General features: G+C 71.7%; 21 protein-coding genes. 6 read left to right on the plus strand and 15 right to left on the minus strand.

Going from position 1 to position 25,654, the window contains the following annotated elements:
- Positions 1-63: 63 nt before the first annotated feature.
- From BMY89_RS10895 to BMY89_RS10905, 3 genes are all read left to right on the plus strand, one after another.
- Positions 64-1,809 carry a DEAD/DEAH box helicase gene (locus BMY89_RS10895; protein WP_092378811.1) on the plus strand — a complete coding sequence of 582 codons (1,746 nt, stop codon included), beginning with the start codon at positions 64-66 and terminating at the stop codon, positions 1,807-1,809.
- A 165-nt stretch (positions 1,810-1,974) separates the two neighbouring features.
- On the plus strand, positions 1,975-3,144 hold the full coding sequence (locus tag BMY89_RS10900; RefSeq protein WP_092378814.1) for a class I SAM-dependent methyltransferase: 1,170 nt from the start codon (positions 1,975-1,977) through the stop codon (positions 3,142-3,144).
- Positions 3,145-3,262: 118 nt separating this feature from the next.
- Positions 3,263-3,712, plus strand: coding sequence for a helix-turn-helix domain-containing protein (locus BMY89_RS10905; protein ID WP_092378818.1), 450 nt, complete (start codon positions 3,263-3,265; stop codon positions 3,710-3,712).
- 36 nt (positions 3,713-3,748) lie between these two features.
- Here BMY89_RS10905 and BMY89_RS10910 read toward each other — a convergent pair whose 3' ends face one another.
- Together BMY89_RS10910 and BMY89_RS10915 are read right to left on the minus strand one after the other, a co-directional pair.
- On the minus strand, positions 3,749-4,750 hold the full coding sequence (locus BMY89_RS10910) for a hypothetical protein (protein WP_232521177.1): 1,002 nt from the start codon (positions 4,748-4,750) through the stop codon (positions 3,749-3,751).
- A gap of 30 nt (positions 4,751-4,780) precedes the next feature.
- On the minus strand, positions 4,781-6,979 hold the full coding sequence (locus tag BMY89_RS10915; RefSeq protein ID WP_092378821.1) for a RecQ family ATP-dependent DNA helicase: 2,199 nt from the start codon (positions 6,977-6,979) through the stop codon (positions 4,781-4,783).
- A 159-nt stretch (positions 6,980-7,138) separates the two neighbouring features.
- Between BMY89_RS10915 and BMY89_RS10920 the strand changes: the two genes are divergently transcribed.
- Positions 7,139-7,936, plus strand: coding sequence for a hypothetical protein (locus BMY89_RS10920; RefSeq protein ID WP_092378825.1), 798 nt, complete (start codon positions 7,139-7,141; stop codon positions 7,934-7,936).
- 98 nt (positions 7,937-8,034) lie between these two features.
- On the opposite strand, the gene BMY89_RS10925 is transcribed toward BMY89_RS10920, so the two are convergent.
- From BMY89_RS10925 to BMY89_RS10950, 6 genes are all read right to left on the minus strand, one after another.
- Positions 8,035-9,165, minus strand: a complete 1,131-nt coding sequence (locus BMY89_RS10925; protein WP_092378828.1) for a branched-chain amino acid ABC transporter permease — start codon at positions 9,163-9,165, stop codon at positions 8,035-8,037.
- On the minus strand, positions 9,162-10,052 hold the full coding sequence (locus BMY89_RS10930; protein WP_092378831.1) for a branched-chain amino acid ABC transporter permease: 891 nt from the start codon (positions 10,050-10,052) through the stop codon (positions 9,162-9,164). The genes BMY89_RS10925 and BMY89_RS10930 overlap by 4 nt, the downstream gene beginning before the upstream one ends.
- A complete protein-coding gene (locus tag BMY89_RS10935) occupies positions 10,052-10,777 on the minus strand; it encodes an ABC transporter ATP-binding protein (RefSeq protein ID WP_175510341.1) in 726 nt (241 codons plus the stop codon). Before BMY89_RS10935 ends, BMY89_RS10930 begins: the two co-directional genes overlap by 1 nt.
- On the minus strand, positions 10,777-11,520 hold the full coding sequence (locus BMY89_RS10940; RefSeq protein WP_092378834.1) for an ABC transporter ATP-binding protein: 744 nt from the start codon (positions 11,518-11,520) through the stop codon (positions 10,777-10,779). Before BMY89_RS10940 ends, BMY89_RS10935 begins: the two co-directional genes overlap by 1 nt.
- Positions 11,521-11,525: 5 nt before the next feature.
- Positions 11,526-12,731, minus strand: a complete 1,206-nt coding sequence (locus BMY89_RS10945) for a substrate-binding domain-containing protein (RefSeq protein WP_092378837.1) — start codon at positions 12,729-12,731, stop codon at positions 11,526-11,528.
- A 541-nt stretch (positions 12,732-13,272) separates the two neighbouring features.
- Entirely contained in the window at positions 13,273-14,397 is a 1,125-nt protein-coding gene (locus BMY89_RS10950; RefSeq protein WP_092378840.1) for a glycerophosphodiester phosphodiesterase, read from the minus strand.
- A 150-nt stretch (positions 14,398-14,547) separates the two neighbouring features.
- Here BMY89_RS10950 and BMY89_RS10955 point away from each other — a divergent pair, with 150 nt between their 5' ends.
- Positions 14,548-15,882, plus strand: a complete 1,335-nt coding sequence (locus BMY89_RS10955) for a TrkH family potassium uptake protein (RefSeq protein WP_092378843.1) — start codon at positions 14,548-14,550, stop codon at positions 15,880-15,882.
- Positions 15,872-16,543 carry a potassium channel family protein gene (locus BMY89_RS10960; protein ID WP_092378846.1) on the plus strand — a complete coding sequence of 224 codons (672 nt, stop codon included), beginning with the start codon at positions 15,872-15,874 and terminating at the stop codon, positions 16,541-16,543. The genes BMY89_RS10955 and BMY89_RS10960 overlap by 11 nt, the downstream gene beginning before the upstream one ends.
- Positions 16,544-16,566: 23 nt before the next feature.
- On the opposite strand, the gene BMY89_RS10965 is transcribed toward BMY89_RS10960, so the two are convergent.
- From BMY89_RS10965 to BMY89_RS10995, 7 genes are all read right to left on the minus strand, one after another.
- A complete protein-coding gene (locus tag BMY89_RS10965) occupies positions 16,567-18,225 on the minus strand; it encodes a serine/threonine-protein kinase (RefSeq protein ID WP_092378848.1) in 1,659 nt (552 codons plus the stop codon).
- Positions 18,226-18,295: 70 nt separating this feature from the next.
- Complete coding sequence (locus BMY89_RS10970; protein ID WP_092378851.1) at positions 18,296-19,849, minus strand: fused MFS/spermidine synthase; 1,554 nt, start codon at positions 19,847-19,849, stop codon at positions 18,296-18,298.
- A gap of 36 nt (positions 19,850-19,885) precedes the next feature.
- Positions 19,886-20,890: a coiled-coil domain-containing protein gene (locus BMY89_RS10975; RefSeq protein ID WP_092378854.1), complete on the minus strand. Its 1,005-nt coding sequence runs from the start codon at positions 20,888-20,890 to the stop codon at positions 19,886-19,888.
- 285 nt (positions 20,891-21,175) lie between these two features.
- Positions 21,176-21,985, minus strand: a complete 810-nt coding sequence (locus BMY89_RS10980; RefSeq protein ID WP_092378856.1) for an inositol monophosphatase family protein — start codon at positions 21,983-21,985, stop codon at positions 21,176-21,178.
- Positions 21,978-22,430 carry a response regulator gene (locus tag BMY89_RS10985; protein WP_092378859.1) on the minus strand — a complete coding sequence of 151 codons (453 nt, stop codon included), beginning with the start codon at positions 22,428-22,430 and terminating at the stop codon, positions 21,978-21,980. Before BMY89_RS10985 ends, BMY89_RS10980 begins: the two co-directional genes overlap by 8 nt.
- Positions 22,427-24,271 (minus strand): sensor histidine kinase, encoded by a 1,845-nt coding sequence (locus tag BMY89_RS10990; RefSeq protein ID WP_232521179.1) that lies wholly within the window; start codon positions 24,269-24,271, stop codon positions 22,427-22,429. The genes BMY89_RS10985 and BMY89_RS10990 overlap by 4 nt, the downstream gene beginning before the upstream one ends.
- The gene (locus BMY89_RS10995; protein WP_175510352.1) at positions 24,268-25,473 is read right to left on the minus strand and encodes a PP2C family protein-serine/threonine phosphatase; all 1,206 of its coding nucleotides are present in this window, start codon (positions 25,471-25,473) and stop codon (positions 24,268-24,270) included. Before BMY89_RS10995 ends, BMY89_RS10990 begins: the two co-directional genes overlap by 4 nt.
- Positions 25,474-25,654 lie beyond the last annotated feature (181 nt).

Raw genomic sequence — 25,654 nt, forward strand, 5'->3', positions numbered from 1 at the left:
CAAACCGAACGCGCCCTGAGGACATGGCGGGGCGCACCCACGAGAGGGCACCCCCAAATCCACATGAGTGAGCCGATTCAAGACCTCACAGATGGCCAGGAACTGGCCCCGACCGCCCCGGTCCGACCGGAGGCGCCGACCTTCGCCGATCTCGGCGCCCGCGCGGAGACCGTCGAGGCGCTGGCCGCGGCCGGCATCACCCGCGCCTTCGCCATTCAGGAGTACGCGCTGCCGATCGCGCTGCGCGGCGCCGACCTGATCGGGCAGGCCCCGACCGGTACCGGCAAGACCCTCGGCTTCGGCGTACCGCTGCTGGAGCGGGTCTTCGCGCCGCAGGAGGGCGGCGACGGGCTGCCTCAGGCGTTGGTCGTCGTACCGACCCGCGAGTTGGGCATCCAGGTCGCCAAGGACATCGCCGCCGCCAGCCGCACCCGTGGCATACGGGTGTTGCCGATCTACGGTGGCGTCGCGTACGAGCCGCAGGTCGACGCGCTCCGCAAGGGCGTGGAGATCCTGGTCGGCACCCCGGGCCGTCTACTGGACCTCGCCAAGCAGAAGCACCTGCGCCTGCACGCGGTGCGCGCGCTGGTGCTCGACGAGGCCGACCGCATGCTCGACCTGGGCTTCCTCGACGATGTCGAGCGGATCCTGGCGATGCTGCCGGACGACCGACAGACGATGCTGTTCTCCGCGACCATGCCGGACCCGATCGTGACGCTGTCCCGGCGGTTCCTGCGCCACCCGATCACGATCCACGCCGGGCACACCGCCGAGACCGGCCCGTCTCCCCAGACGGAGCAGTTGGTCTACCGCACCCACTCGATGAACAAGGTCGAGATCGTGGCCCGGATCCTCCAGGCCGAGAGCCGCGGTCTGACGATGATCTTCACGCGTACCAAGCGGGCCGCCGACCGGGTCGCCGAGGACCTAGACTTCCGTGGCTTCGCCGTCGCGGCGGTGCATGGTGACCTCGGCCAGGGAGCCCGCGAGCGGGCCCTGCGCGCGTTCCGGGCCGGGAAGATCGACACTCTGGTCGCCACCGATGTGGCCGCCCGTGGCATCGACGTCAGCGGCGTCACCCACGTGATCAACTACGACTGTCCGGAAGACCAGGACACGTACACCCACCGGATCGGCCGTACCGGCCGGGCCGGAGCGACCGGCGTCGCGGTGACCTTCGTCGACTGGGACGACATGCCCCGCTGGCGGATCATCGACAAGACCCTCGGGCTGGACATGCCCGAGCCGCGGGAGACGTACCACACCTCCCCGCACCTCTACACCGACCTGCACATCTCCACCGAGGTCACCAGCACTCTGCCGACCGCCGAGCGCACCCGCGCCGGGCTCTCCGCCGAGGTCGAGGAGGACCTGGGCGGGGGCCGATCACGGCGGGGCGAGCCGCGCGGCACGCGCCGCGGCGGTCGCGGTGAAGGCAGCGGTCGTGGTCAGGGCAGCGGCCGGAGCGAGGGCAGCGGTCGTGGTGAGGGCAGCGGCCGGAGCGAGGGTGGCCGTGGGCGTGGCGGCGGTGGTCGCGGACAGAGCGGCGACGCCGTCGTGGCGGATGGCGCCGAGCCGGTCGCCGACGAGGCCGGACGTACCGCCCGTCCGCGTCGGCGACGTCGAGCCGGCGAGGTGGTGACGGGCGCTGAGGCCGCCACCCCGACGACCGCCGACGGAGCCTCCGCCGAGGCCATCACCGCCGACGGCGGGAACGCCGCTGGCGAAGCGACGCGCCCGCGTCGCCGCCGACGCCGCCGTGGTACCGGCTCCGCCAGCGATACGCCGGCCGAGGCGACCACCGACTGACCACCCGCCGCCCGGCCAGCGGTCGACGGGCTGCCCTGCTGGGCTGACCCGCGCCGCCCCGGGCGGCTCTCTGTCCGGCCCCTTGCTCTGCTTCAGTCCACGTACGGCCCCGAGCCGGAACCGTTGCCTGGACTGAAGCAGCTGGCGCTCCTGGAAGATTGACCGATGCCACAACCGTTGGACGCCGCTCTGGCCGAAGTCCGCTCGATGCTGCTAGGTCCCGCACTGACCCGGGCCGTGGCGGCCGGACGTCGGCGTGGTCAGCGGCCCTCCGTGGTCCGGGCCGAACTGCGGCCGGTCGCCCTCAAGGCCGGCCGGCGGCTGCAGATCTCCACCTCCGACGGCGCGCGTCCATACACCCGGAACGTGTCGCCGGGGCCGGAGGCCGAGGCTGCGGTGCGGGAGCTGCTGGCCGAGCCGTTCGGCAACTGGCACGTGGAGACCGCCGAGGGCACCCTGCAACTGCGGGTCACCAAGTCGGGTGAGGCACAGGTGCACCGCACCGCGGTGGCCAGCCCGGTCACCACGGCGGCGACGCACGACCGCGCCAAGGAGTACCTGCTCGATCCCGGCGACCCGATCTTCGCCGAGATCGGCGGCTCGGCGGCCAAGCGGCGGCAGGTGGACGCGTTCCTGCGGGCCCTGGCGGCCACGCTGCCCAGCGGGCTGGCCGAGGAGTTGGGCGGCCCGCTGCGCGTGGTGGACCTGGGCTGCGGGAATGCGTACCTGACCTTCGCCGCGTACCGCTATCTCTCGCAGCTCGGCCTCGACGTCGAGCTGGTCGGGGTGGATGTCCGGGACGACCAGCGGCGGCGCAACTCCGAGCTGGCGCAGCGGCTCGGCTGGGCCGACCGGGTGCGCTTCGTCGCCGGCACCATCGCCGATGCGACCGTCGAGCCGGCTCCCGATCTGGTGCTCGCGCTGCACGCCTGCGACACCGCCACCGACGAGGCGCTGGCTCGGGCGGTGCGCTGGGGTGCCCGTTGGGTGCTCGCCGCGCCATGCTGTCACCACGACATCGCGGCACAGCTGCGTAGCCGGCCCACGCCGACGCCGTACGAACTGCTGACCCGGCAGGGCATCCTGCGGGAGCGCTTCGCGGACGCCCTCACCGACGCGCTGCGCGCCGGGCTGCTGCGTCTGCACGGCTACCGGGCCGAGGTGGTCGAGTTCGTCGACTCCGCGCACACTCCACGCAACCTGCTGATCCGGGCCCGGCGTACGGCTGCCCACCCGACCGCCGCCCAGCGCACGGAGTACCGGGAGCTGGTGGCGCAGTGGCAGATCACACCCCGGCTGGAGACGCTGCTCGCAGAGCCGTCACCAGCCGCGTAGCGGATTCGGGTCCCGCCACCGGAATCGTCTGGTCGATCAGTCAATTGTTTACTCCCCTTCCCGTACTACTCTCGAAGAACGCACCGTCGGGTGCCGGTCGGGAGGGAAGACCCACCGGATGGGTTCGGCAGAGGTTTCGCCGCAGATGGCCTTCGCGCGCTTCGTGCGTCGGGCCATCGACGATGCCCGCGAAGAGCGCGGCTGGACGGTCACCGACCTCGCCGCGCACACCGGCGTCGGCCGCTCGACCGTCTTCCGCTGGCTCGCCGGCGACTGGCAGGACTACCCCGAGCTGGCCAAGGTCCGTGGCTTCTGTGCCGCGCTGGATCTGCCGGTGGCGGCGGCTTTCCGGGCGCTCGGCCTACCCGACGCCGGCCCGGTGTCGTGGCGGCGGGGAGACGACGGCCCGGTGGAGGCCGACGTGCGGGTGATTCTGCAACGGCTTGCGGACCCGGCCGTGCCGGCCGAGGAGAAGCACCATATTCGTGACCTGCTGCGCTACCTGGCCCGCCGGCCGATCCGCCGGGCTGCCGACCCCACCGCCGCGCCGATCCGCCGGACGGGCTGACCCCCGGCAGCCGGGCCGAACCGGCCGCGGCATCGGCTAGGACACGAGGACCGTGAACTCGGCCGTGCGTACCTCACCCGCGACGGCGAAGTCCAGGTAGAGGCGGTACCGCCCGGGACCCGGCGTGGTCAACCAGAACCGGATCGCGCCGTCGACCAGCTCCGCCTCCGGGTGCACGTGCAGGTAGCCGAGGTCACCCTCGCGCAACGCGACGAGGTGACCGTACGCGCCGAGGTAGCGCTCCAGCACCGGGCCGGTGCCGTCCGGCCCGGTGATCCGGAAACTCACCGGCACGGTCAAACCGGGCTGCGGGCCGCCCTGAAAGCCGACCGTGAACCCGTCGACCGTGGTCCTGGTCGCCGGTTCGGGCAGCGCCCGGGGCGTGTAGTCGCCGGGCGCGACCAGGTCCACCCCGAGCGTCGTCGCCGTCTGCCGGCCGTCGTCAGCGAGGGCCGTGAAGTCGGCGTACGCCCGCCAGACGCCGGGCTGCGGCAGCGTCAGCGGCACCGACCAGGTGCCGTCCGCCGCCATGGTCGGGTGCAGATGCTGGTAGCCGGTCAGATCCCGGCGCACCACGATCAGGTGCATCGGCTTGTCGTGCACGACCGCGAACCGGGTGACCGTCCGACGCTGCCCGTCGCGGATCTGGAAGCGCAGCTCTCCGGCCTGCCCGGCGATGAACCCGGCGGAGCGCGGGGTGAGGGTGAGACCGTCGCGGCTGACCGCGAGGCCGCCGGCCTCGGCCGCCGCCGCCTGGTCGGCTCCGTGCGAGTGCGCGCCCACGCCGGGGGCGTGGACGTGGTCGGCCAGCGCGCTGTCCGCCCCGCCCGCCGTCGCGGTGCCGCCACCGTTGATCCGGCCGAGCCCGAACCCGAGCAGCACCGACAGCACGAGCCCGCCGACCACCAGGGCCAGCCGCAGCGTGGCCCGATCCGGTGCCGCCGACACCGCGGCGGGTTCCTCACCCGCCCGCGTCGACGGGCGCTCGGCGAGCCGCACCGACCCGAGCGCGGGCGCGTCGAGTTCCTGGTCAGCCATGCGCCCACCGTACCGCCGCAGGTGCGGAGGTCAGGCGGCGAGGGCGAGGGCCAGGGGCAGGACGGCTTGCGCGCCGGCCCGGCGGAGTTCGCGGGCGGCCATCGTCATGGTCCAGCCCGAATCGACCAGGTCGTCGACGAGCAGCACCGGGCCGGCCAGGCCGGCGAGGGCACCGGCCAGCGACTCGGGCACGGTCAGGGTGCCGTGCAGGGTGCGTACCCGCTGGGCGCTGTTGCCGCGCGGACCGTCGGCGCCCGCCGAACCGGCCGAGCTCACCCGACCCAGCAGTGGCAGCCGCCCGACGGTGGCGATCCGCTCGGCCAGCGAGCCGACCAGCATCGGGTGGCTACGGGAGTCGACCGCGACCACGCCGGCCGGGCGACTGGGCCACCGGTCGTCGCCGTGCGCCCACGCCTTGAGCACCTCGATGACGGCGGCGGCCACCTCGTCGGGGACCTCGCCGTCCGGCGTGCCCTCCCCGACCAGGCCGCGTAGCCGGCCGCCCCAGCCGAGGTCCGACAGCCGGCCGACAGCCCGGCCCGGCAGCGCCTGCTCCGTCGGGGCGATGCGCCCCTTCAGGGGTACGCCGACCGACTCCAACCCGGTCGGCCAGAGCTTCTTCGGCGCGATCTGGACTCCGGGGCGGCCGAGGAAGGTCTGCGCGACGGTCAGCGCGGTCGGTGACACCTCAGGGGTGAACAGCGCCTCGGCGCACCGGTCACACCGGCCGCAGTCCACCGCCTCGGCGTCGTCCAGGCACTCACGTAGGTAGCGCATCCGGCAGCCGGCCGTCGCCGCGTACTCGATCATGGCCTGCTGCTCGGTGGCGCGGGCGGCGGCGACGCGGCGCAACCGCGCCCCGTCATAGAGCCAGGGCTCGCCGGTGGCGAGCCAGCCGCCCCGGACCCGGCGGACCGCACCGTCGACGTCGAGCACCTTGAGCATCAACTCCAGGCGGGCGCGCCGCAGGTCGACCAGCGGCTCCAGGGCCTGGGTCGACAACGGCCGGTCGGTCCGCAGGACGGCGAGCACCGCGCGGACCTGCTCCTCCGGCGGGAAGGCCAGCGAGGCGAAGTACCGCCAGATGGCGGCGTCCTCGGCACCCGGCAGCAGCAGCACCTCGGCGTGCTCGACGGCTCGCCCGGCCCGGCCGACCTGCTGGTAGTAGGCGATCGGCGAGGGCGGCGCGCCGAGGTGCACCACGAAGCCGAGATCAGGCTTGTCGAAGCCCATCCCGAGCGCGCTGGTGGCGACCAGTGCCTTGATCTTGTTGTCGAGCAGGTCCTGCTCGGCGGCGCGGCGGTCGGCGTCCTCGGCCTGCCCGGTGTACGCGGCAACCGCCCAGCCGCGTGAGCGGAGGAACTCGGCCGTCTCGGTCGCCGCGGCCACGGTCAGCGTGTAGATGATCCCCGAGCCGGGCAGCCGGTCCAGGTGGTCGGCGAGCCAGCCGAGCCGGTGCGCCGGGCTCGGCAGGTCGAGCACGCCCAGCCGCAGCGATTCGCGGTCCAGGCTGCCCCGCAGCACCAGGACGTCCGGTCGCGGCGCGGCCGGCGCGGCCGGTTCGGTGCCCAGCTGCTCGGCGACGTCCTGGGTCACCCGGGCGTTGGCGGTGGCGGTCGTGGCGAGCACCGGCGTGCGCTCGGGCAGCTTGCCGAGGAAGGTACGCAGCCGGCGGTAGTCCGGCCGGAAGTCGTGCCCCCAGTCCGAAACGCAGTGTGCCTCGTCGACCACCAGCAGACCGGTGGTGGCGGCCAGCTTCGGCAGCACGCCGTCGCGGAAGTCCGGGTTGTTCAGCCGTTCCGGGCTGATCAGCAGCACATCCACCGTGCCGGCGTGGATCTCGGCGGTGATCTCGTCCCACTCGTCGAGGTTGGCCGAGTTGATGGTGCGGGCCCGGATTCCGGCGCGCGCCGCCGCGTCGACCTGGTTACGCATCAACGCCAGCAGCGGCGAAACGATCACCGTCGGACCGGCCGGCCCGGCGGCGTCGCGCTGCGCAGCGGCGTCGCGCTGCGCAGCGGCGTCGCGCTCGCGCAGCAACGCGGTGGCCACGAAGTAGACCGCCGACTTGCCCCACCCGGTGCGCTGCACACAGAGCACCCGCCGCCGGTCGATCACCAACGCCTCGATGGCCCGCCACTGGTCCTCGCGGAGCCGGGCCTGGTCACCGGCCAGCCGCCGCAGCACCGCCTCGGCGCGCTGCCGTACCGCCGTCCGTTCCAGGCTCATCCGCCTTTTCTACCAGCGTCCGGTGCTGCATTGCCGGACGGTGGGCCGTCGACCGTTGCCGGACGGTGGGCCGTCGTGGCCCGGCCGCGACCGAGTCGTACCCCGACGGCGACGAGTTTGTTCTACGATTCCCGTTCGATCCGCAAAGAGAGAGACGAGATGACTCAGCGATCCGGCACCACCGCCACGACCCGGCGTCTCGCGGCCACAGCCGTCGCCCTGCTGGCCGCGACCCTGGGGGCCGGATGTGACGACAAGGCCACTCCGGAGGCGGCCCCACCACCGCCCGACCCGAAGCAGGAACTGCTGGCCGCCGTGCCGGACGAGCAGGACCCGGCCTTCCGGTTCACCATCAGCGACACCTCGGGCGACGTCTCCGGCGTGATCGACCCGGCGAACCAGGGCATGGACATCGACACCGTCACCAAGGACAAGGACTTCACCCTGGAGATGTCCTTCCGGATGGTCGAGTCCCGCACCTGGATGAAGGTGAACTTCAAGGGTGCCCAGGACATCCAGAAGCTGATGAAGCTGCCCACCAAGTGGATGGCGCTGGACCCGACGAAGGTCGAGGGCCCGGACTCCCTGCCCAGCTACGAGGGCACCGACCCGGGCAACGTCGAGGCGATCATCCGTGCGGCCACCGATGTCCAGGCCGGCGAGCCCGGGACGTACACCGGTGTGGTCGACCTGTCCGCCGAGCCGGAGCTGGCCGACAACCTGGACGGCCTGGTCACCCTGGGCGACGCTACCGCGCAGCTCCCGCTCACCGCGATCGTCGGCGCGGACGGCAACCTCTCCTCGCTGACGCTGGACATCCCGGCGGCCGGCAAGCGAAAGGCGTCCGAGTACGTGGTCGAGTACGTCGACTTCGGCGATGCCCCCCAGGTCGTCGCCTTCACCGACGACGCCGCGCAGCAGGCCCCCGCCGCAGCCTACGACCTGCTCAACGGCTGACGCCGCGCCCCAACCCTGTTGATCAAGAGGTTTGCGTCGGGATCAGTCCGCTGGTCGACGCAAACCTCTTGATCAACAAAGGTGGGGCCAGGTCTCGGTCAGCGCTCGCGGCGGGTGGGCAGGCGCAGCGAGTTGCGGAGCAGGGACAGTCGGGGGGCGAGGCTGGCCAGGCCGCCGGGGAAGAAGTAGACGGCCAGGATGAAGACCGTGCCGAGGACGAACAGCGGCTGCGACAGTGGCCGGCTGAGGAACGCCGGCAGCGCGTCCACCGCGTCGGAGCTGCCGAAGGAGACCAGGCGGTGGTCCAGGTACATGTAGAGGATGCCGCCGAGGACCGGGCCCCAGCGCGTACCGGGCCCGCCGAGCACCACCATCACCAGCAACGACAGGGTCAGCTCGCTGCTGGTGATGTGCGGCGAGGCGCCACCGACGATCAGGCAGTAGACCGCCCCGCCGGCCGCCGCCAGCCCACCGGCCAGGGTGAAGGCGACCAGCTTGAAACGGTACGGGTCCAGCCCGAGGACTCCGATGCGCCGCTCGTCGTCGCGCAACCCGGCCAACACCCGCCCGGTCGGCGAGCCGCTGACCCGGTGCACCACGAACACCACCACCACGAGGTACGCCAACGCCAGCCAGTACAGGTTGACCGTGTTGGTGACCCCGACCAGCGCGTCCGGCAGCCCGGTGACGTCCAGCGGCAGTCCCTCCTCACCGCCGGTGAGCCCACCGAAGTCACGGGCCACCAGGATCGCCCCGACCTGGGCGAAGGCCAGCGTCACCATGGCGAAGGCGATGCCGACCGTACGCAGCGCCACCGCGCCGAGCAGACCGGCGAGGATCGCCCCGCCGACGATGGCCAGCGGCGCGGCCTGCCACAGCGGCAACCCGGCCCGGGTGATCAGGATGTCGGTGCCGTACACCCCGGCGGCGAAGTAGAGGGCGTGCCCGAAGGAGAGCATCCCGGTCCGCCCGAACAGCAGGTCGTAGCCGGCCGCCAGGCCACCGAAGACCAGGCAGACGGCGAGCAGTTGCAGGGTGCCGGGCGAGTTCAGCGCGCCCTCGAAGATGCCGGGCAGGTGCAGTGTCGAGTACGGCAGGATCAGCGCCACCGCCAGCACGGCCAGCGGCAGGAACGGGCGAATCCGGTGCAGCCGCCCGTCACCCGGCGTCAGTTCGTCGGGTACCGCCGCAGGGGGCGCGGGAACCTCGGGGGACTTGACCTCGGTCATGCCGTTGCCACCTTTCCGGCGATGCCCTGCGGGCGCAGCAGCAGCACCACGGCCAGCAGCGCGACCACACAGATGTCGCCCAGCCCGGAGGTGCCGTAGTAGTTCACGAACTGTTGCAGCAGCCCGACCGCGACCGCCGCGTACGCGGACCCGACGACCGAACCCATGCCGCCGATGACCACCACGATGAACGCGAAGATCAGCAGCGAGCCGCCCTGCTGGGGCGAGACGGTGCCGAAGTAGACGCTGCCCAGCGCGCCGGCCAACGCCGCCGCCGCCCCGCCGATGGCGAAGACCAGGGTGAACGCCTTGCGCACGTCGATGCCGAGCGCGGTGACCATCTCCCGGTTCTCCACTCCGGCCCGGATGATCAGGCCGTAGCGGGTCCAGCGCAGGAAGGCGAGGATCGCGCCGAGCACCAGCGACGCGGCGACGATGAGCAGCAGCCCCCCGTTGGGCACCTGCGCACCGAGGATCGACGTCACCTGGCGGGTCCACTCCGGGCGGGGGAAGGGCCGGGCGTCCGCGCCCCAGGTGGCCTGCAACAGCGCCACGCCGGCCAGCGAGAGTCCGACGGTGACCAGCACCTGCTCGATGGTGCGGGAGTAGAGCGGGCGGATCAGCACCAGCTCGACCAGCACCGCCACCAGGGTGCCGGCGGCCACCCCGAAGGCGACCGCGACCACGAACCCGAAGCCGTCCGACCCGGCGCCGGGCAGGTTCCCCGCCGCCCACCAGGTGCCGTACGCGCCGACGCCGAGGAAGAGGCCGTGCGCGAAGTTGAGCACGTCGGCCAGGCCGAAGACCAGCGACAGCCCGGAGGCCACCAGGAAGTAGAGCGCCGCCAGACCGAGCCCGGTCAACGTCAGCAGAATGACCGTGTCCATCAGTGCTGCACCTCCGCCGAGCCGACGCCGAGCAGCGACCGGGTCAGCGCGGTCTCCCGCAGCAACTCCTGGGCGTCCCCGGTCCACGCCACCTTGCCGGCGGCGAGCACCACCGCGTCGCGGGCCAACCGCCGCACCACGGCCAGGTTCTGCTCCACCAGCAGCACCGGCACGGATTCCGCGACCCGCTCCAGCACCTCGGCCACCTCGGTCACCACCTTCGGCGCCAACCCCTTGGTCGGCTCGTCGACCAGCAGCAGCCGGTTGTCGTTGAGCAGCACCCGGCCGATGGAGAGCATCTGCTGCTGCCCACCCGACAGCGAGCCGGCCCGCTGCCGAGCCCGCCGGTCCAGCTCCGGAAAGAGCGCGAAAACCCGGTCGTACGCCGGGGTGGTGCCGCGCCGCTCGGCGAGCCGCAGGTTCTCCGCGACGGTGAGCCCGGCGAAGACGCAGCGGTCCTCGGGCACGTAGCCGAGCCCGCCGCGGACCAGGCGGTGGGTCTGCTGGGAGAGCAGGGTCTGCTCCCCCATCTGGACCGTGCCGCGCGCCTCGCCGTTGCGTGGGGTCAACCCGACGACGGCGCGCAGCGTGGTGGTCTTGCCGACGCCGTTGCGGCCGAGCAGCACGGTGACACCGGTCGGGGCCACGCTGAACGACACCCCCTGGAGGATGTGCAGCCCGGCGATCCGGACCGACAGGTCCGCCACCCTCAAGATCGGCTCCATCAGAGCGACTCCCCGAGATAGGCCTCTTGCACGGTCGGGTTGGCCATCACCGTCTCCGGGGTGTCGCAGGCCAACAGCGCGCCGTGGTGCATCACGGCGATCCGGTCGGCGAGTTCCAGGATCACGTCCATGTGGTGCTCGACCATCAGCACCGCCCGGCCACTGTCGCCGGTCAGCGACCGGATCACCTGGACCAGCTCCGGCACGTCCTCCGCGCTGACCCCGGCCATCGGCTCGTCGAGCAGCATCACCCGCGGCTCGCCGGCGAGCAGCAGGGCGATCTCCAGCTTGCGCTTCTCGCCGTGCGCGAGCGTGCCGGCCAGCGCGTCGCCCCGGTGGGCCAGGCCCACCCGGTGCAGCGCCGCGTCGGCGGCGGCGGCCACCTCCCGATCGGCCGCCGCCCGCCGCCACAGTTTCATCGAACCCCCGCGGTGTGCCTGCACGGCGAGCCGGACGTTCTCCCGCACGCTCAGCGAGCCGAAGACCGAGGACGCCTGGAAGGTACGGCCCAACCCGAGGCGGGCCCGCTGGTACGGCGGCAGGGCGGAGATGTCCCGCCCGTCCAGCGTGACCCGACCTTCGGTGGGCCGGCGCAGGCCGGTGATCAGGTTGAACAGTGAGGTCTTGCCGGCACCGTTGGGCCCGATCACGCCGAGGAACTCCCCGGGTGCCAGGTCCAGGTCGACGGAGTCGACGATGGCGACCTCACCGATCCGCCAGGTCAGACCGCGGGTGGCGAGCACGTGCCTCAGCCCTTCATCGCCTGGACCGGCGGCGCGGTCTCGTCACCGGTGAGCGCCTTCTGGGCAGCGGCGGTGAAGGTGTCGCCACTGCCGGTCAGGCTCGCCTGGTACATCGGCTGGAGCAGGGCGTGGTCCTCGGCGCGGATCGTCATCGTGCCCTTGACGCCTTCGAAGCTCCAGCCCTCCAGCGCGGTGACCATCTTGTCCACGTCGTCGCCACCCTCCTGCGCGGCGCGGACCACCATCTGGGCGGCGGCGAAGCCGTCCGGGTGGAACAGGTCGAGGGTGCCGCCAGGGATCTTCGCCTTCGCGGCCTTGGCCGCCTCGGTGTCGCTCGCCCCGTCGAAGTAGTGCGACAGGAAGGAGATCTTGCTGCCGGCCGCGCCGAAGGTGGGCCAGGAGGCGCGGATGTCCAGGCCGGTGACGACCGTGGTGGAGGTGAGCACACCCTGCTGGTCCAGGGTCTGCCACATGGCCGGGGCGGTGGTGCCGGCCCAGGCGACGAAGAGCAGGTCCGGCTTGGCGGACTTGATCTGACTGGCGAACGGGGTGAACTCGGTCGCGCTGGCCGGGGCCCGGACGGCGCTGACCTCCGCGCCGGCCCCACCGATGACGGCCTTGACGGCCGCCTCGTTGGCGTCACCGAACGCGCCGTCCTGGGCGAAGACCACGACCTTCTTGCCGGCCGGGTCGCCGATGAACGACCTGGCGGTCACCACGTCCTGGTACGACTGCCGACCGGAACGGAAGGTGTACTTGTTCGCCCCGGTCACCGCGTCGGTGGCGGCCGGGCCGGAGATGAACAGGACCTTGTTCTGGGCGGCGATCGGGGCCACCTGGAGCGCCACGCCGGACGCCGTCGAACCGGCAATTATCTTGTTGCCCTTGCCGATCAGGTCCTTTGCCGCGGAGACCGCCTTCGCCGGGTCGCCGGCGTCGTCGACCTCGGTGATCTCGATCGCCCGGTCGCCCACCTTATTGGTGCCACCGGTGGCGAAGTCCAGGCCGGCCCTGAACCCTTCGATGTACTGCTTTCCGTAACTGGCCAGCGCTCCCGACTGGGAGTAGACCAGACCAACCTTCACCGGCGCGGCGCTGTCGCCGCCGCCGCTGGCGGTGTCCTGGGGGCTGCCACAGGCCGTGGCGGCGATCGCCGCGGCCATCATCGTGGCGGCGGAGAGGAACACCCGCCGTGTCGTCCGGACCGTCATTGCGACTCCACGTGAGGACTCAGAGGAAGGAAACCTTATGTGTCGGCTCACGCTAGAAGTGACGTCACCCACGGGCTATGTGGCGGAAACACACAAGTAACAGGGGTGAGGTGGCCGGCCGTTACAACGGCCGGCTGCGGTGACCGCGCCCCTGCGCTCCGGCGGCGACCACCGCCGGCCACGCGCCCACCCCATGTGTCGGCCCCGGACACGTTGTTTGATCGACTCCGTTCCGGCGGAACGGGGGCAACCACGTCCGCCGGATACCACCATTCCGCCGACATGGTGTCGATCACCGCCTGCCGGGCCGGGGCACCCACGTCGCCGACCGCTCCGTCGACCAGACGAGTTGCTCCATGTGCTGGTCGATGGCCTTGGGCGTCGCCGCGATCCGTTCAGGCCATCAGCTCGACAGCGCCTACTCCCGCGCTGCCGCATGCCGACGCCCAGCGCCTCGATCCTGGATCGAGTGGCCTCGCCGGCGCGTGATGCCACTCTTTCCAGGATCGAGCGCGATCTTGCGTTGTGACTCAGCGCGAGGTCAGCGGCGGGGTAGACCGGCGCGGGCGGCGACGGCGGTGTCCGGGTGGTCGGTGAAGACGCCGTCGAGGCCGAGCCGGAAGAACAGCTCGTACTCGGCCTGGATGTCGCCGCGGGCGTTCGGGTCGGCGCCGATCCGGAAGTCCACCGGCAGGAACTGGTTCTCCGCCCGGAAGGTCCAGGCGTGCACGATCAGCTTTTCCCGGTGCGCGTCGCGGACCAGGGTCGTCGGGGTGAGCAGCTCGCCGGCCGCGTCGCGGGGCACGATCAGGTTCTTGTTCGCGCCGACTCCGTCGGCGTACCGGGCGATCCACTTGAGGCCGGCAGGGGTAGCCAGGTCGCGGTAGGTGCGGGCGTCGCCGGAGAGGGTGAAATCGTAGGGGCGACCGGCGGCGTCGAGCAGTTGGACCAGCTTGACGTCGATCATCCGATCCAGCCGCCGCAGGTTGGCGGTCTCGAAGGACTGGACGACCACGGGGGCGGACGGCTTCGTCCACCCCGCCCGGCGCAGCACCTCGACCAGCGGCTCCTCCAGCGGCAGCCCGATCGAGGCGAAGTAGGTCGGGTGCTTGGTCTCCGGGTACACGCCGATCACCCGGCCGCGGGCCTTACCCTCGGCCCGGGCCAGGTCGATCACCTCCTGGAAGGTGGGCACCTGGAACTGCCCGTCGAATGCGGTGTTCGCCACCCGCACCTGCGGCAGGCGCTCCTTGGCCCGCAGCGTCCGGAGTTCGGCCAGCGTGAAGTCCTCGGTGAACCATCCGGTGACCTGGACGGCGTCGATGGTCTTCGTCGCCTTGCGGTCGGCGAACTCGGGCCGGGTCGCCACGTCAGTCGTACCGCTGATCTCGTTCTCGTGCCGGGCGACCAGCACGCCGTCGGCGGTCGCTACCAGGTCCGGCTCGATGTAGTCGGCACCCTGCCGAATCGCCAGGCGGTACGCCTCCAGGGTGTGCTCCGGCCGGTAGCCGCTGGCGCCGCGGTGGCCGATCACGACAGGCGGGCCGTCGATCCGGGCCTTGTCCGCGTCGCCGGCCGGCTTGGCCGCGGCGACCATCGAGGGCGCGACCACCGCGGCGGCCAGCAGGGCCGCCGAGACACCGAGGGCGCAAAGGGTACGTCGCAACGCGGTCTCCTTCTCGTCGAGGGGGGGGGGAACGGGGTCCAGCAGACCGTGTCGCGCTGACCGCCAGTTGGTCCGTACCTGACCAGCCGGTGAATCCTCGGGATCCCGATTTCCACGACGATGAATCGGGTGAAACCGGAAGATTGTCTGGTGCGTCGGCTACTTCGTCACCCGGTACGGCTGGTACCGCTCGTCTTCCTGGTGGCGATCCTGCTCGGCACCGGCCTGCTGATGCTGCGTCCGATGACCATCGAGTACCAGCACACCTCGTTCCTCACCGCGCTGTTCACCGCCACCTCGGCGATCTCGGTCACCGGTCTCAGCGTCACCGACACCCCGAACTACTGGTCCGGCCTCGGCCTGACGCTGATCACCGTGCTGACCCAGGTGGGCGGGCTCGGCATCCTGACCGGTGCCGCGTTGGTCATCCTGACCGTGTCCCGGCGACTGGGCCTGCACAACCGATTGCTGGTACAGGCCGAGACCACGGAGTACGGGCTCGGTGACGTACGCCGGCTGCTGCTGCACATCGCCGCGACGGTCTTCGCCTGCGAGCTGGTGATGACGATCATCATCACCGGACGACTCTGGCTTGCCTACGACCATTCGTTCTGGGAGGCCCTCTGGCTGGCGGCCTTCCACTCGATACAGGCGTTCAACAACTCCGGATTCTCGCTCTACACGGAGGGCCTGCTGGCCTTCTCGCGGGACCCCTGGGTCAGCCTGCCGCTGGCCCTCGGGGCCATCATCGGCGGGCTCGGCTTCCCGGCCCTGTTCGAGGCGGTTCGCGAGTGGCGACGGTCGGCGCGCTGGGCGGTCGCCACCAAGTTGACCATCTGGGGCAGCGCCACCCTGGTCGGCATCGGAACCGTCGGGTTCCTGGCCACCGAGTGGGGCAACCCGTGGACGGTCGGCCAGTACGACATCCCGGGCAAGGTGCTCGCCTCGTTCACCCAGATCGCACTGGCCCGGACCGGCGGCTACGAGGTGGTGCCGACCGACGCCCTCCGGGAGGAGAGCTACCCACTCCTGATCGGGTTGATGTTCATCGGCGGTGGCAGCGCCAGCACTGCCGGCGGGATCAAGGTCTCCACGTTCTTCCTGCTCGCCTTCGTCATCTGGGCGGAGGTCCGAGGCGAACCGGACGTCACCGTGGGGCGGCGTCGGATCGCCACCGCCAGCCAACGGCAGGCCCTCACCGTCGCGCTGCTCAGCATCGCGATCGTGGCAGTGGGCACCGCCGCGCTGATCGCGATGACCGACCGGCTGCCGTTCTACGCGGCACTCTTCGAGATCACCTCGGCGTTCAGCACCACCGGACTCTCCGTCGGCGTCGTCTCGTCCCTGTCCGACGGCGGTCAGTTCCTGCTGATCGTCCTGATGTACCTCGGCCGGGTCGGCCCGCTCACCTTCGGCTCGGCGATCGCCCTGAACACCCGGCACCGGCTCTACCGCTACCCAGAGGAGCAACCCATTGTCGGATAGGAATCCGGACGAAGGCGGCATCGGCGTGATCGGTCTCGGCCGGTTCGGCTGCCAGCTGGCCGAATCGCTCGCCGCGCTCGGCCGCGAGGTACTGGCCATCGACCGCGACGCCAGGAAGGTCCAGCGGTGGTCGACCAAGCTCGACCAGGTGGCGCAGGCCGACTCCACCGACGAGGACGCACTGCGCCAGCTCGACGTCGGTGACCTGCGGCGCGTGGTGGTCGCCATCGGCGCCTCGGTGCAGGCCAGCGTGCTGACCGTGCTCGCGCTGGTGGAGCTCGGCGTACCGCAGATCTGGGCCCGGGCCACGTCGGCGCAGCACGCCAAGATTCTCTCCTCGGTCGGCGCGCATCGCGTGATCTTCCCCGAGGCGGAGACCGGCGAGCGGCTGGCGCACCTGATCGTCAGCCGGATGCTCGACTTCGCCGAGTTCGGTGACGCCTTCGCCGTGGCGAAGATCCACGTGCCCGAGGCGCTGGTCGGCCAAGCCACGAGCGAGGTACGGCTGTTGGAGCGCTACGGCATCCGGGTGATCGGGATCAGGTCCCCCGGCGAGCAGCAGTTCCGCTACGTCTCCGACGGCCTGCGACTCGACAAGGACAGCACGCTCATCGTCGAGGGAACGATCGACGATCTGCAGCGGTTCTCGACGCTCTCCTGACCCTGCGGTGGAGGAGACCCGCGCTACCTCCCGCCCTTGCCGGGCTTTGCCGGCTTCGGCTGCTCCTTGGCCGGCTTCTCCTTACCCGGCTTGGGCTTCGTCTCCTCCGACTTCTTGCGGTCACCACCCGGCTTCGGTTTGACCTCGCCGGAGCCGCCGGAGCCGGCCTTGCCCGCAGTGGCCTTCACCGTCTTCTTGGCAGTCGGCTTGGTGGTCGGCGCGGTGCCGGCCACGCCGGAGACCTGCACCCCGCACATCGCGTCACCGACCCGGAACTCCACCGGCAGCGGGTTCGCCCCGGTGTAGGTCCCGGTCAGGCTCAGCTTCTCGGTGGCGCCCGGCGCCAGCGCGGTGCGCTGCGGATCCGGTTGCACGGCCACAGCCCGGCCCTGCTGGCGTACCGGTGCCGGCGTCGCGCCGGTCACCTCCTGCTCACCGGGGAAGGCGAAGCTCATCGTCCAGTCGCGCAGCTCGCGCTCGCCGGTGTTGGTCAGGCTCAGCTCGGCGGTGAAGTCCTTGCCGGAATCCTTGCGCAACGCGTACGTGACCTGGCAGGGAATCTGCTGCTCACCGCCGCCGACGCGGGCCTCGGTCCGCTGGTCGATGCCGCCGCTGGCCGGGCTGTGCGAGGTCACCCCCCAGACCGCAGCCGTCACGGCCATCAACGCCGCGGCGGCCACCATCGCCTCGACCCGTCGCCGGCGGTCCAGCGTACGGCGGGTGCGCAGGCCGGCCAGCGGCAACGAGTCGGTCGCGGCCGACCACGGCAGGATCGTGGTGCCGGCGCTGGCCAACGAGTTCGGGTCGGCCGCTGCGGCGGCGTTGGCCGTCGATGCCGCCGGCACCTTTCCGGCCGCCTCGGCGAGCGTCCGGGCCAGCTCGGCAGTGGCCGGCCGGTCCGCCGGCCGCTTCGCCAGGCAGCGGTGCACCAGGTCGGCGATCCCGGCAGGCAGCTCCGGCATCGGCGGCATCGGCTCGGGTTCGCGGTACATGTGGGCCCGCAACATCTGCGTGGTGGTGTCGGCCTGCCAGGGCAGCCGCCCGGTGAGCATCCGGTACAGCAGCAGCCCGACGGCGTACACGTCGGTCGCCGGGCTGACCTGGCCGTTGTCGAGCCGCTCCGGGGCGAGGTACGCCGGGGTGCCGAGCAGGGTGCCGTCCGGTCCCTTCTCACTCTCACCGACCAGCGCGGAGATGCCGAAGTCGACCACCTTCACCCCGGTCGGGGTGAGCATCACGTTGCCCGGGGTGACGTCGCGGTGCACCACGCCCCGCGCATGCGCGGTGGCCAACGCGGAGGCGATGTCGGCGGCCACCGCCACCGCCTCCCGCCAGGGCAGCTGTCCGTCGCGGGCCAGCCGCGCGGTCAGCGGGCCACCGTCGATCAACTCCATCACCACGTACGGCACCGTCAACCCGACCTGCTCGGACTCGCCGTAGTCGTACACGTTGGTGATGTTGGGGTGGCAGAGCCGGGCGGCGGCCTGGGCCTCGATCCGGATCCGGTGCCGGAACGCCCGGTCGCTGGCCAGCCGGGAGGCGAGGACCTTCACCGCGACCTGCCGGCCCAGCACCTCGTCGTAGCCGCGCCAGACCACCGACATCCCGCCCGCGCCGACCTGCTCGATCAGCCGGTACCGCTCACCGAGCAGCTGCGCGCCCTTGCGTACCCCACCACCCATGGTCGGCGTTGTTGCCCGACGCGAACCCTCCTACACCTTTCTGGTCAGATTCAGTCAGGATGTCACCCGATCAGGCGGTGGCGAGCAGTTGGTCCACCGGGGCGTAGTCGTCGGTCAGCACCAGTGCCTCGCCGGCGAAATCCGTCAGGTCTCCGCCGCTGAGCAGGCTGGCCGGCTCGTTGCCGTCGTCCAGCCGGGCCCGTATCGCGGCCAGCGGCAGCGGCGCGTCGGAGGCGACGATGAGGAAGTTGGCGCCCCGCTCACCGGCCAGCGCCTCGGGTGGGGCGATCAACGCGACGTGCCCGAACTCGGCGGCGACGGTGGCCACCTCGCTGCGGATGAATCGCAGCGGCGGGTAGTCGATCACGTTCTGCACGTAGACCCCGCCCGGCCGGGTGACCCGCCGGATCTCGGCGGCCATCTCCCGGGTGGCCAGGTGCCAGGGCACCACCAGGTGCCCGAAGGCGTCGCCCACCACGTAGTCCCGGCTGTCGGTGGCCTCCCCGGCCACCAGCATCCGGGCGTCGCCCACCACGGCCCGCAGGTCCGGTCCCTGGCGTACGCCGAGCCGCTGCTCGCTCAACTCGACCAGCCCGCCGTCGATCTCGAAGACGAGGTTGTCGGTGCCGGGACGGGTGGCGGTCAGGTAACGCGGCACGGTGAACCCGCCACCGCCCAGGTGCAGCGCGTCGAGCCGCTGCCCTTCCGGGGCGACCACGTCGGCCACCGCGCCGATCCACCGGGTGTACGCGTACTCCAGGTGGGTCGGGTCGGCCAGATCCACGTACGAGTGCTGGGCCGAGTTGAGCAGCAGCGTCCGCCCGCTGGCCCGGCCGGGGTCGACCTCGACCCGGGCGCAGTGGTACGCCGTCTCGACGTCGCACGGGTCCGGCGCGACCGTGATCAGCCCGGCCCCGACCAGGCCCAGCACCGCGAGGGCGGCCCTGACCCGGGGCGCACCGGGAACGGTGGCGCGGTCCTGCCGGTGCAGATACACCCCGAGCGCGATCCCGGTGATGCCGAGCGTGGCGGCCAGCCCGAACAGGATGACCGTGCTGGGCAGCGCGGCGACCAGCACGAAGCCGGTGACCAGGGTGGCCGTGACGGCGCCCAGGGTGCCGATGCCGGAGAGGCGGCCGACCACCTGACCGGTGCGCCGCAGGTCGGCGAGTTGGAGCTTGATCACCATGGGGCTGACCGCGGAGAGCAGCATCGCGGGCACGAAGACGGCGACCACGACCAGCAGCAGCACGCCGCTGACCGCACCGCCCCGCAGCACCTCGCCGGCGTAACGCACCATGGGCAGGGTGATCGCCGTGGCGATGCCGGAGAGCACCAGCGCGGGTGCCAGCAGGGTACGCGGGTTACGTCGATCGGAGAGCCAGCCGCCCGCCCAGGACCCGTACGCGATGGCTGCCAGCGCGATGCCGATGACCGAGCTGGTCACCTGGAGGGTCACCCCCACGTACGGCCCGACCAGGCGCAGCGCGGCGGTCTCCAGGACCAGCACGGCACCGCTGGAGTAGAAGACCAGGAACGCGGCGAGCCCGTTGGGCAGCGCCCGGGCCGCCGCCGGCTGAGACGGCGCGGGTGGGACCGCCACGTCAGACGATGGAGAGTTCATCGTGGCGATGGTACGCAGCGGCCCCGGGCCCGCGGGTCAGTACATCGAGAGATGAACGTGGTTCGTGTGGTCGGCGGCCGGACTGCCGCTTCCGCCATACGATTGCCAGCCGGTGCCCGGATGCCAGATCTGCCGGTACCAGATCACGTAGAGCACACCGAGCCGGTCGGCGTTGCGAACGTGCCAGGCGGCCAGGCTGTCCCCGTACGACTTGTCGCCGCCGGTCGCCGTGCGGTCCTCGAATCCGTTGGTGGCCGCGGCGAAGTCGCAGGCCCGGCCCTTCGGGTGCTCACCCGAGCCGCCGCTGCGGTAGCAGGAGACGTGCCGCTTGTAGCCGGCGGCCTGGGTCTGCTTCAGCGCGTGCAGGGTGCGCGGCGTGATGCAGCCCGAGGTGGTCGGGTCGTCCACCGAACAGGACTCGCCCGGCCAGGAACCGTCTGAGTTGCGTGGCGCCGGCTTGGCCGAGGTGGAGCTGCCACCGGCGAATCCGCCGCTGCTGCCCGAGCTGACCGCCGCCAGGGCCGCCTCGGCCTCCTTCTTCTTCTTAGCCATCACGGCGAGCTGCTTGGTCTGCTCGCGCACCTCGGCGTTGATCGCGAGCTTGGCCTGCCGGGCCTCCTCGCGCGCGTCGGCCAGCTCACGCACCCGCCGACCGTCCCGCTGGGCCATCATGTCGAGGTTGGCGGCCCGCTGCACGAACGCCTCCGGGGTCGCGCTGTCCAGCAGCACGGCGGCGGGGCTGAGTCGACCGACCCGGTAGGACTGCGCCGCCACCTCGCCGACCAGGGCGGTCAACTCGGCCAGCTGGCCCTCCACCGCGGCCAACTCGGTCGCCAACTTCTTCTGCCGCTTCTCGGAGCCGTCGAGCTTGCGCTTGGCTTCGATGTGCGCCTTGGCGGTGGCCTCCAGGGCGTCCCGCAGCTTCTTGCTACCGCCCTCGTTGGGCTCGGCGTACGCCGGCACCGCACCGACGCCGAGCAGCAGCGCCACCGCGGCGAGCAGGGCGATCAGCGGACGGTGAAGCTGCCGCCGGATGGGCATGGTCCTGCGCACGAAAGCATCCTTTCGTCGGCCGCCGGCCCCCGGTGAGTCAACTGCGCGGCGGCGACCCCCGCCGGCGCCGGTCGGCGGCCTGCTGGCGGGAGGCCGCCGGTCAGAATACCGGAACCAGCCCCGATGCCCAGGCCCCCAACCCCCAACCCCGTCCACCATCGACCCACCGCAACCCCCGACTCACCCTCCGCATTCAGGATCGGGTTGATCATGAGATTGACCGGGGTTTTCGATCTTCAACCCAGCGAGACGAGCGGGTGGGTGGGGTAGAGGTCAGCTGGACAGGAGGGTGGTGTGGACGTCGGTCCAGACCGCGTCGCTGACGGCGACCAGGAGACCGTGTTGGGTGTCGGCCGGGTGATAGTCCGTGCCGTCGAGTTGGCGGGCCACCCCACCCGCCGCCCGCACCAGCAAGGTGCCGGGGCCGTGGTCCCACGGCAGGGTGCGCCAGAAGAGCACGAACTGCTGCTGGCCGGTGAGCACGTCGAGATACTCGCGGCCGGCGCAGTGCTTGCCCGGCAGCAACTCGCCGAGCTGCGCGCCGCCCGCCTCGACCGTGCTCCGCAACGGCCCCGGCAGGAACTTCGTCATCGCGGTCCCCCGCAGCTCACCCACCGGTGGGACCACAGCGGGCAGCCGAACCGGCTTCCCGTCCAGGTACGTGCCCTCACCACTGCGGGCGACCGCCAGCGCGTCGGCCAGCGGGTCGAGCACCCAGGCCGCCACCGGCTCACCGTCGGTGAGCAGGGAGACCATCAGCGCGAACGGGCGCTTGCCGGCGGCGAAGTTCGCAGTGCCGTCGACCGGATCGACCAACCACACGTCACCCGCGGAACGCAGGTGGCGCAGCAGAGCCGGATCGTCCGCGACCGCCTCCTCACCGACCACGACCGAACCGGGCCGCAGCCGGAGCAAGCCGGCCGTGATCATCTCCTCGGCTCGCCGGTCGGCGACGGTGACCAGCTCGCCCGGGGCCTTCTCGGTCACGTCGCCGTCGCCGAGGTGGCGGAACAACGGCAGTACGACGCCGTCGGCGGTCTCCCGCAGCAGCCCGGCGACGTCGTCGAGCAGGGTGTCAATCACGTGGCGGCAGCTTCACCACGCTGACGAAGAACTCGTCGATCTGCCGGACCACCGAGATGAACTGCTCGAAGTCCACCGGCTTGGTCACGTACGCGTTGGCGTGCAGCTGGTAGCTGCGCAGGATGTCCTCGTCGGCCTGGGACGTGGTCAGCACCACCACCGGAATACGGCAGAGCTGCTCGTCCTTCTTGATCTCCTCGAGCACCTCCCGCCCGTCGCGCCGGGGCAGGTTCAGGTCGAGCAGGATCAGGTCCGGCAGCACCGCGTCCGCGTACTGACCCTCGCGGCGCAGGTAGGCCAGCGCCTCGGTGCCGTCGGAGACGACGTTCAGCCGGTTGCGCAGCTTGTGTTCCTCGAACGCCTCCTGGGTCATCAGCACGTCACCCGGGTCGTCCTCGACCAACAGCACCTCGATCGGGCACTTGCCGTCCGCTGGCGCGGTCATCCCACCGCCTCCTTCATGCCACCTGCGCCACCGCCGCCCGGTGCCGGGCCAGCCGGGGCCGAGGGGCGCTTCGCCGATTCGCCGTCGGTCTCCGTGCCGACCGTACCGGCAGCGACCGGGGCCCCGGCACCGGCCCGGCCCGGCCCAGTGTCCGCGCCCACCGTGTCAGCCGCGGGTTCCGCGCCTGCCGCGTCCGGGCCGGAGCCGTCCGCCGACGCCGGGTCGCCGACCGGCCCGTCCGAACCGGCGGCACCCGGCCCGTCCGTACCGGTGGCGCTGCTCGCGGTCTCGCTCTCGGTGGACAGTGCGGGCAGGGTGAACCGGATCGCCGTGCCCTCGGGCACATCGGTGTCCACCCAGACTCGACCACCGTGGTACTCGACGATCTTCTTCACGATCGCCAGCCCGATCCCGGTCCCCGGGTACGCGTCCTTGGCGTGCAGCCGCTGGAAGATCACGAAGATCTTGTCGGCGAACTCCGGCTCGATCCCGATGCCGTTGTCCTGACAGGTGATCTCCCACTCCTCGCCGACCAGCCGGGCCGAGACGTGCACCTTCGGCGCGACGTCGGGCCGGCGGAACTTCACCGAGTTGCTGACCAGGTTGACCAGCAGGTTGGTGAGCAGCGGCTCCTCACCTCGGATCACCGGCAGCTCGCCCCAGGTCAGCTCGGCGTCGGCGTACTGGCGGGCCGGCTCGGTCTGTGCCGCCACCTCCGCCATCAGCTCGTTGAGGTCGACCTCGGTGAAGCCGGCGGTGAGCCGGCCGATCCGGGAGAACGCCAGCAGGTCGTTGATCAGCCGCTGCATCCGCTGCGCGCCGTCCACCGCGAAGGCGATGTACTGGTCGGCCCGCTCGTCGAGCTGGCCGGCGTACCGGCGCTGGAGCAGCTGGCAGAAGCTGGCCACCTTGCGCAGCGGCTCCTGCAGGTCGTGCGAGGCGACGTAGGCGAACTGCTCCAGGTCTCGGTTGGACCGGGTCAGCTCCTCGGCCTGCTTCTGCAACTGGGCGTTGACCCACTCGATCCGCTCCCGCGCCTCGCGGACCTCGGCCAGGTCCGCCGCGATCTTCTGGCGCATGACGTCGACGTCCTCGCCCAGGCGCCGGAACTCGGGCGGCCCGCTGCCGTCGATGCCGTGGCCGTAGTCACCGGTGGCCACCTCCCGGACCTGCCCGGCCAGGCTGGTCAGCGGGCGGATCACCATCCGCTCCAGCGAGGTGAGCAGCACCACCCCGGCCACCACCACCACGATCGCCGCAATGATCAGCAGCAGCACCAGCAGGTTGCTGGTCTGCCGTACGTCGGTGGCGGCCTCGTCGCGCACCTCCAGGATGCCGTTCTGCAGCACGTCGACGGCGACCCGGATCTGGTCGAACTGCTGCCGCGACTGGTCGGTGAGCAGCTGCTGGCCGGCGCTGGTGCCGCCGACCTCGATGGCCTGGATGACCGGCAGGGCGATCGTCTGCCGCCACTGCTCCGCCTGCCGCTGCACCGACTGGAACTCGTCGCGTAGCTCCGGATAGCTGGTCAGCAGCCGATCCATCGACGCCGCCAGCTCCTGCTCCCGCTGCCGGCCGGTGTCGAACGGGACCAGATCCTCCCGCTCGCCGGTCAACGCGTACCCCCGGATCGCGGTCTCCTGGTCGACCAGCACCGCGAGTAGCTCCTGGGACTGGGCGCGCAGCGGACCGGTCTGGTTGAGCACCGCGTCGATGTGCGCCCGGTTGCGGGCGGCGACCACCGCCTCCGCGGCGGCCACCCCGATCAGCAGCAGCCCGACGACCGCGACCAGCACCGCGAGCCGGCCCCGCAGGCTCCACCCTGCCCCCGTGGTCGTCACCGGCCACCACCCCGGGTGACCAGCAGCATGGCCACGTCGTCGGCGAACGGGCCGCCGTTGAGCTGCTCGGCCCGGCCGACCAGCCAGGCCGGCAGCTCGGGCAGCGGGACCTTGCGGCTGGCCGGCTCGACGAGCAGGCGGGTCAGGCCGGGCACGTCGAGGCGTTCGTCACCTTCGCCCACCCGACCCTCGATCAGGCCGTCGGTGTACATCAGCAGAGACCAGTCATCGGTGTCGAACTCCAGGTCGAAGGCGACCGGCCGGCGGGGCCGTACGCCGAGTAGTAGGCCGCCCGGTGCCGGCACCGGAGCCACCCGCCCTCCGGCGAGCAGCACCGGTGGCGGATGGCCGGCCAGCCGTACGGTTGCCCGGTTGGACCCGAGGTCCAGCCGGACCGTCGCGACGGTCGCGAAGATCTCCTGAAGCCGGCGCTCACTCATCAGCACCTGCTCCAGCGCGGGCAGCACCTCGTCGTCCGGGACCCCGGCAAGGATCAACGCCCGCCAGGCCACCCGCAGTTCGACGCCGAGCGCCGCCTCGTCCACCCCGTGCCCGCACACGTCGCCGACGATCAGGTCCACTCGGGCGGGATGGGTCTGCACCACGTCGTAGAAGTCCCCACCGATCAGGGCAGCGTGCCGGCCGGGCCGGTAGAAGGTGTGCACCGCGATCTGGTCGGTCGTCATCAGCGGCTGGGGCAGCAGGCCGCGCTCCAACCGGGCCGACTCGGCCTGCCGCAGCTCCACCTCACGCAGCCGGCGGGCGTTCTCGTCGGCCCGCTTGCGCTCCACCGCGTAGCGCAGCGCCCGGGTCAGCAGCACCCCGTCGACCTGGCCCTTGACCAGGTAGTCCTGCGCGCCCTCGGCGACCGCCACGATGCCCAGGTGCTCGTCGGAACGGCCGGTCAGCACGCAGACCGCCGCGCTGCCGGACATCTCCAGCACCTGCCGCAGCCCGTCCAGGCCCTGAGCGTCGGGCAGGCCCAGGTCGAGCAGGACGCAGTCGACCCCGGCGATCCGTCGGCGGGCCTCGCTCAGACTGCTCGCCACCAGCAGATCGATTCCCGAGTTCGTTTCGGCCAGCAGCTCACCGACGAGGAAGGCGTCGCCCTCGTCGTCCTCGACCAACAGCACCCGCAGCCGCTCACCGGGCGGCAGGTTGGGATTGCTGCCCAGGCCCCCCTGCGGGTACGGCCACGACACCACGGAGGGACCGGTCAAACCGGTCCCCCGGTGCGGCCGGGTCACCGCCGTGACAGGCGGGAGATCGCTGGTGATGTCGGGCTCCTTCCGAGTGCCCTGCTGATCCTGTATTAGACAACGTTCGCACACAACACGGCGGGGCACCCTCAGGTGGCATGGAGGATGATGTGCACCCCCAGGT

Origin of the sequence: Micromonospora phaseoli (assembly GCF_900109115.1) — a bacterium.
Taxonomy (GTDB): Bacteria; Actinomycetota; Actinomycetes; order Mycobacteriales; family Micromonosporaceae; genus Micromonospora; species Micromonospora phaseoli.

Bases quoted from the DNA above. Each gene is read 5' to 3' on its own strand.
- BMY89_RS10895 (WP_092378811.1), top strand. From the start codon at position 64: ATGAGTGAGCCGATTCAAGACCTCACAGATGGCCAGGAACTGGCCCCG.
- BMY89_RS10900 (WP_092378814.1), top strand. From the start codon at position 1,975: ATGCCACAACCGTTGGACGCCGCTCTGGCCGAAGTCCGCTCGATGCTG.
- BMY89_RS10905 (WP_092378818.1), top strand. From the start codon at position 3,263: ATGGGTTCGGCAGAGGTTTCGCCGCAGATGGCCTTCGCGCGCTTCGTG.
- BMY89_RS10910 (WP_232521177.1), bottom strand. From the start codon at position 4,750: ATGGCTGACCAGGAACTCGACGCGCCCGCGCTCGGGTCGGTGCGGCTC.
- BMY89_RS10915 (WP_092378821.1), bottom strand. From the start codon at position 6,979: ATGAGCCTGGAACGGACGGCGGTACGGCAGCGCGCCGAGGCGGTGCTG.
- BMY89_RS10920 (WP_092378825.1), top strand. From the start codon at position 7,139: ATGACTCAGCGATCCGGCACCACCGCCACGACCCGGCGTCTCGCGGCC.
- BMY89_RS10925 (WP_092378828.1), bottom strand. From the start codon at position 9,165: ATGACCGAGGTCAAGTCCCCCGAGGTTCCCGCGCCCCCTGCGGCGGTA.
- BMY89_RS10930 (WP_092378831.1), bottom strand. From the start codon at position 10,052: ATGGACACGGTCATTCTGCTGACGTTGACCGGGCTCGGTCTGGCGGCG.
- BMY89_RS10935 (WP_175510341.1), bottom strand. From the start codon at position 10,777: ATGGAGCCGATCTTGAGGGTGGCGGACCTGTCGGTCCGGATCGCCGGG.
- BMY89_RS10945 (WP_092378837.1), bottom strand. From the start codon at position 12,731: ATGACGGTCCGGACGACACGGCGGGTGTTCCTCTCCGCCGCCACGATG.
- BMY89_RS10965 (WP_092378848.1), bottom strand. From the start codon at position 18,225: ATGGGTGGTGGGGTACGCAAGGGCGCGCAGCTGCTCGGTGAGCGGTAC.
- BMY89_RS10970 (WP_092378851.1), bottom strand. From the start codon at position 19,849: ATGAACTCTCCATCGTCTGACGTGGCGGTCCCACCCGCGCCGTCTCAG.
- BMY89_RS10975 (WP_092378854.1), bottom strand. From the start codon at position 20,890: ATGCCCATCCGGCGGCAGCTTCACCGTCCGCTGATCGCCCTGCTCGCC.
- BMY89_RS10985 (WP_092378859.1), bottom strand. From the start codon at position 22,430: ATGACCGCGCCAGCGGACGGCAAGTGCCCGATCGAGGTGCTGTTGGTC.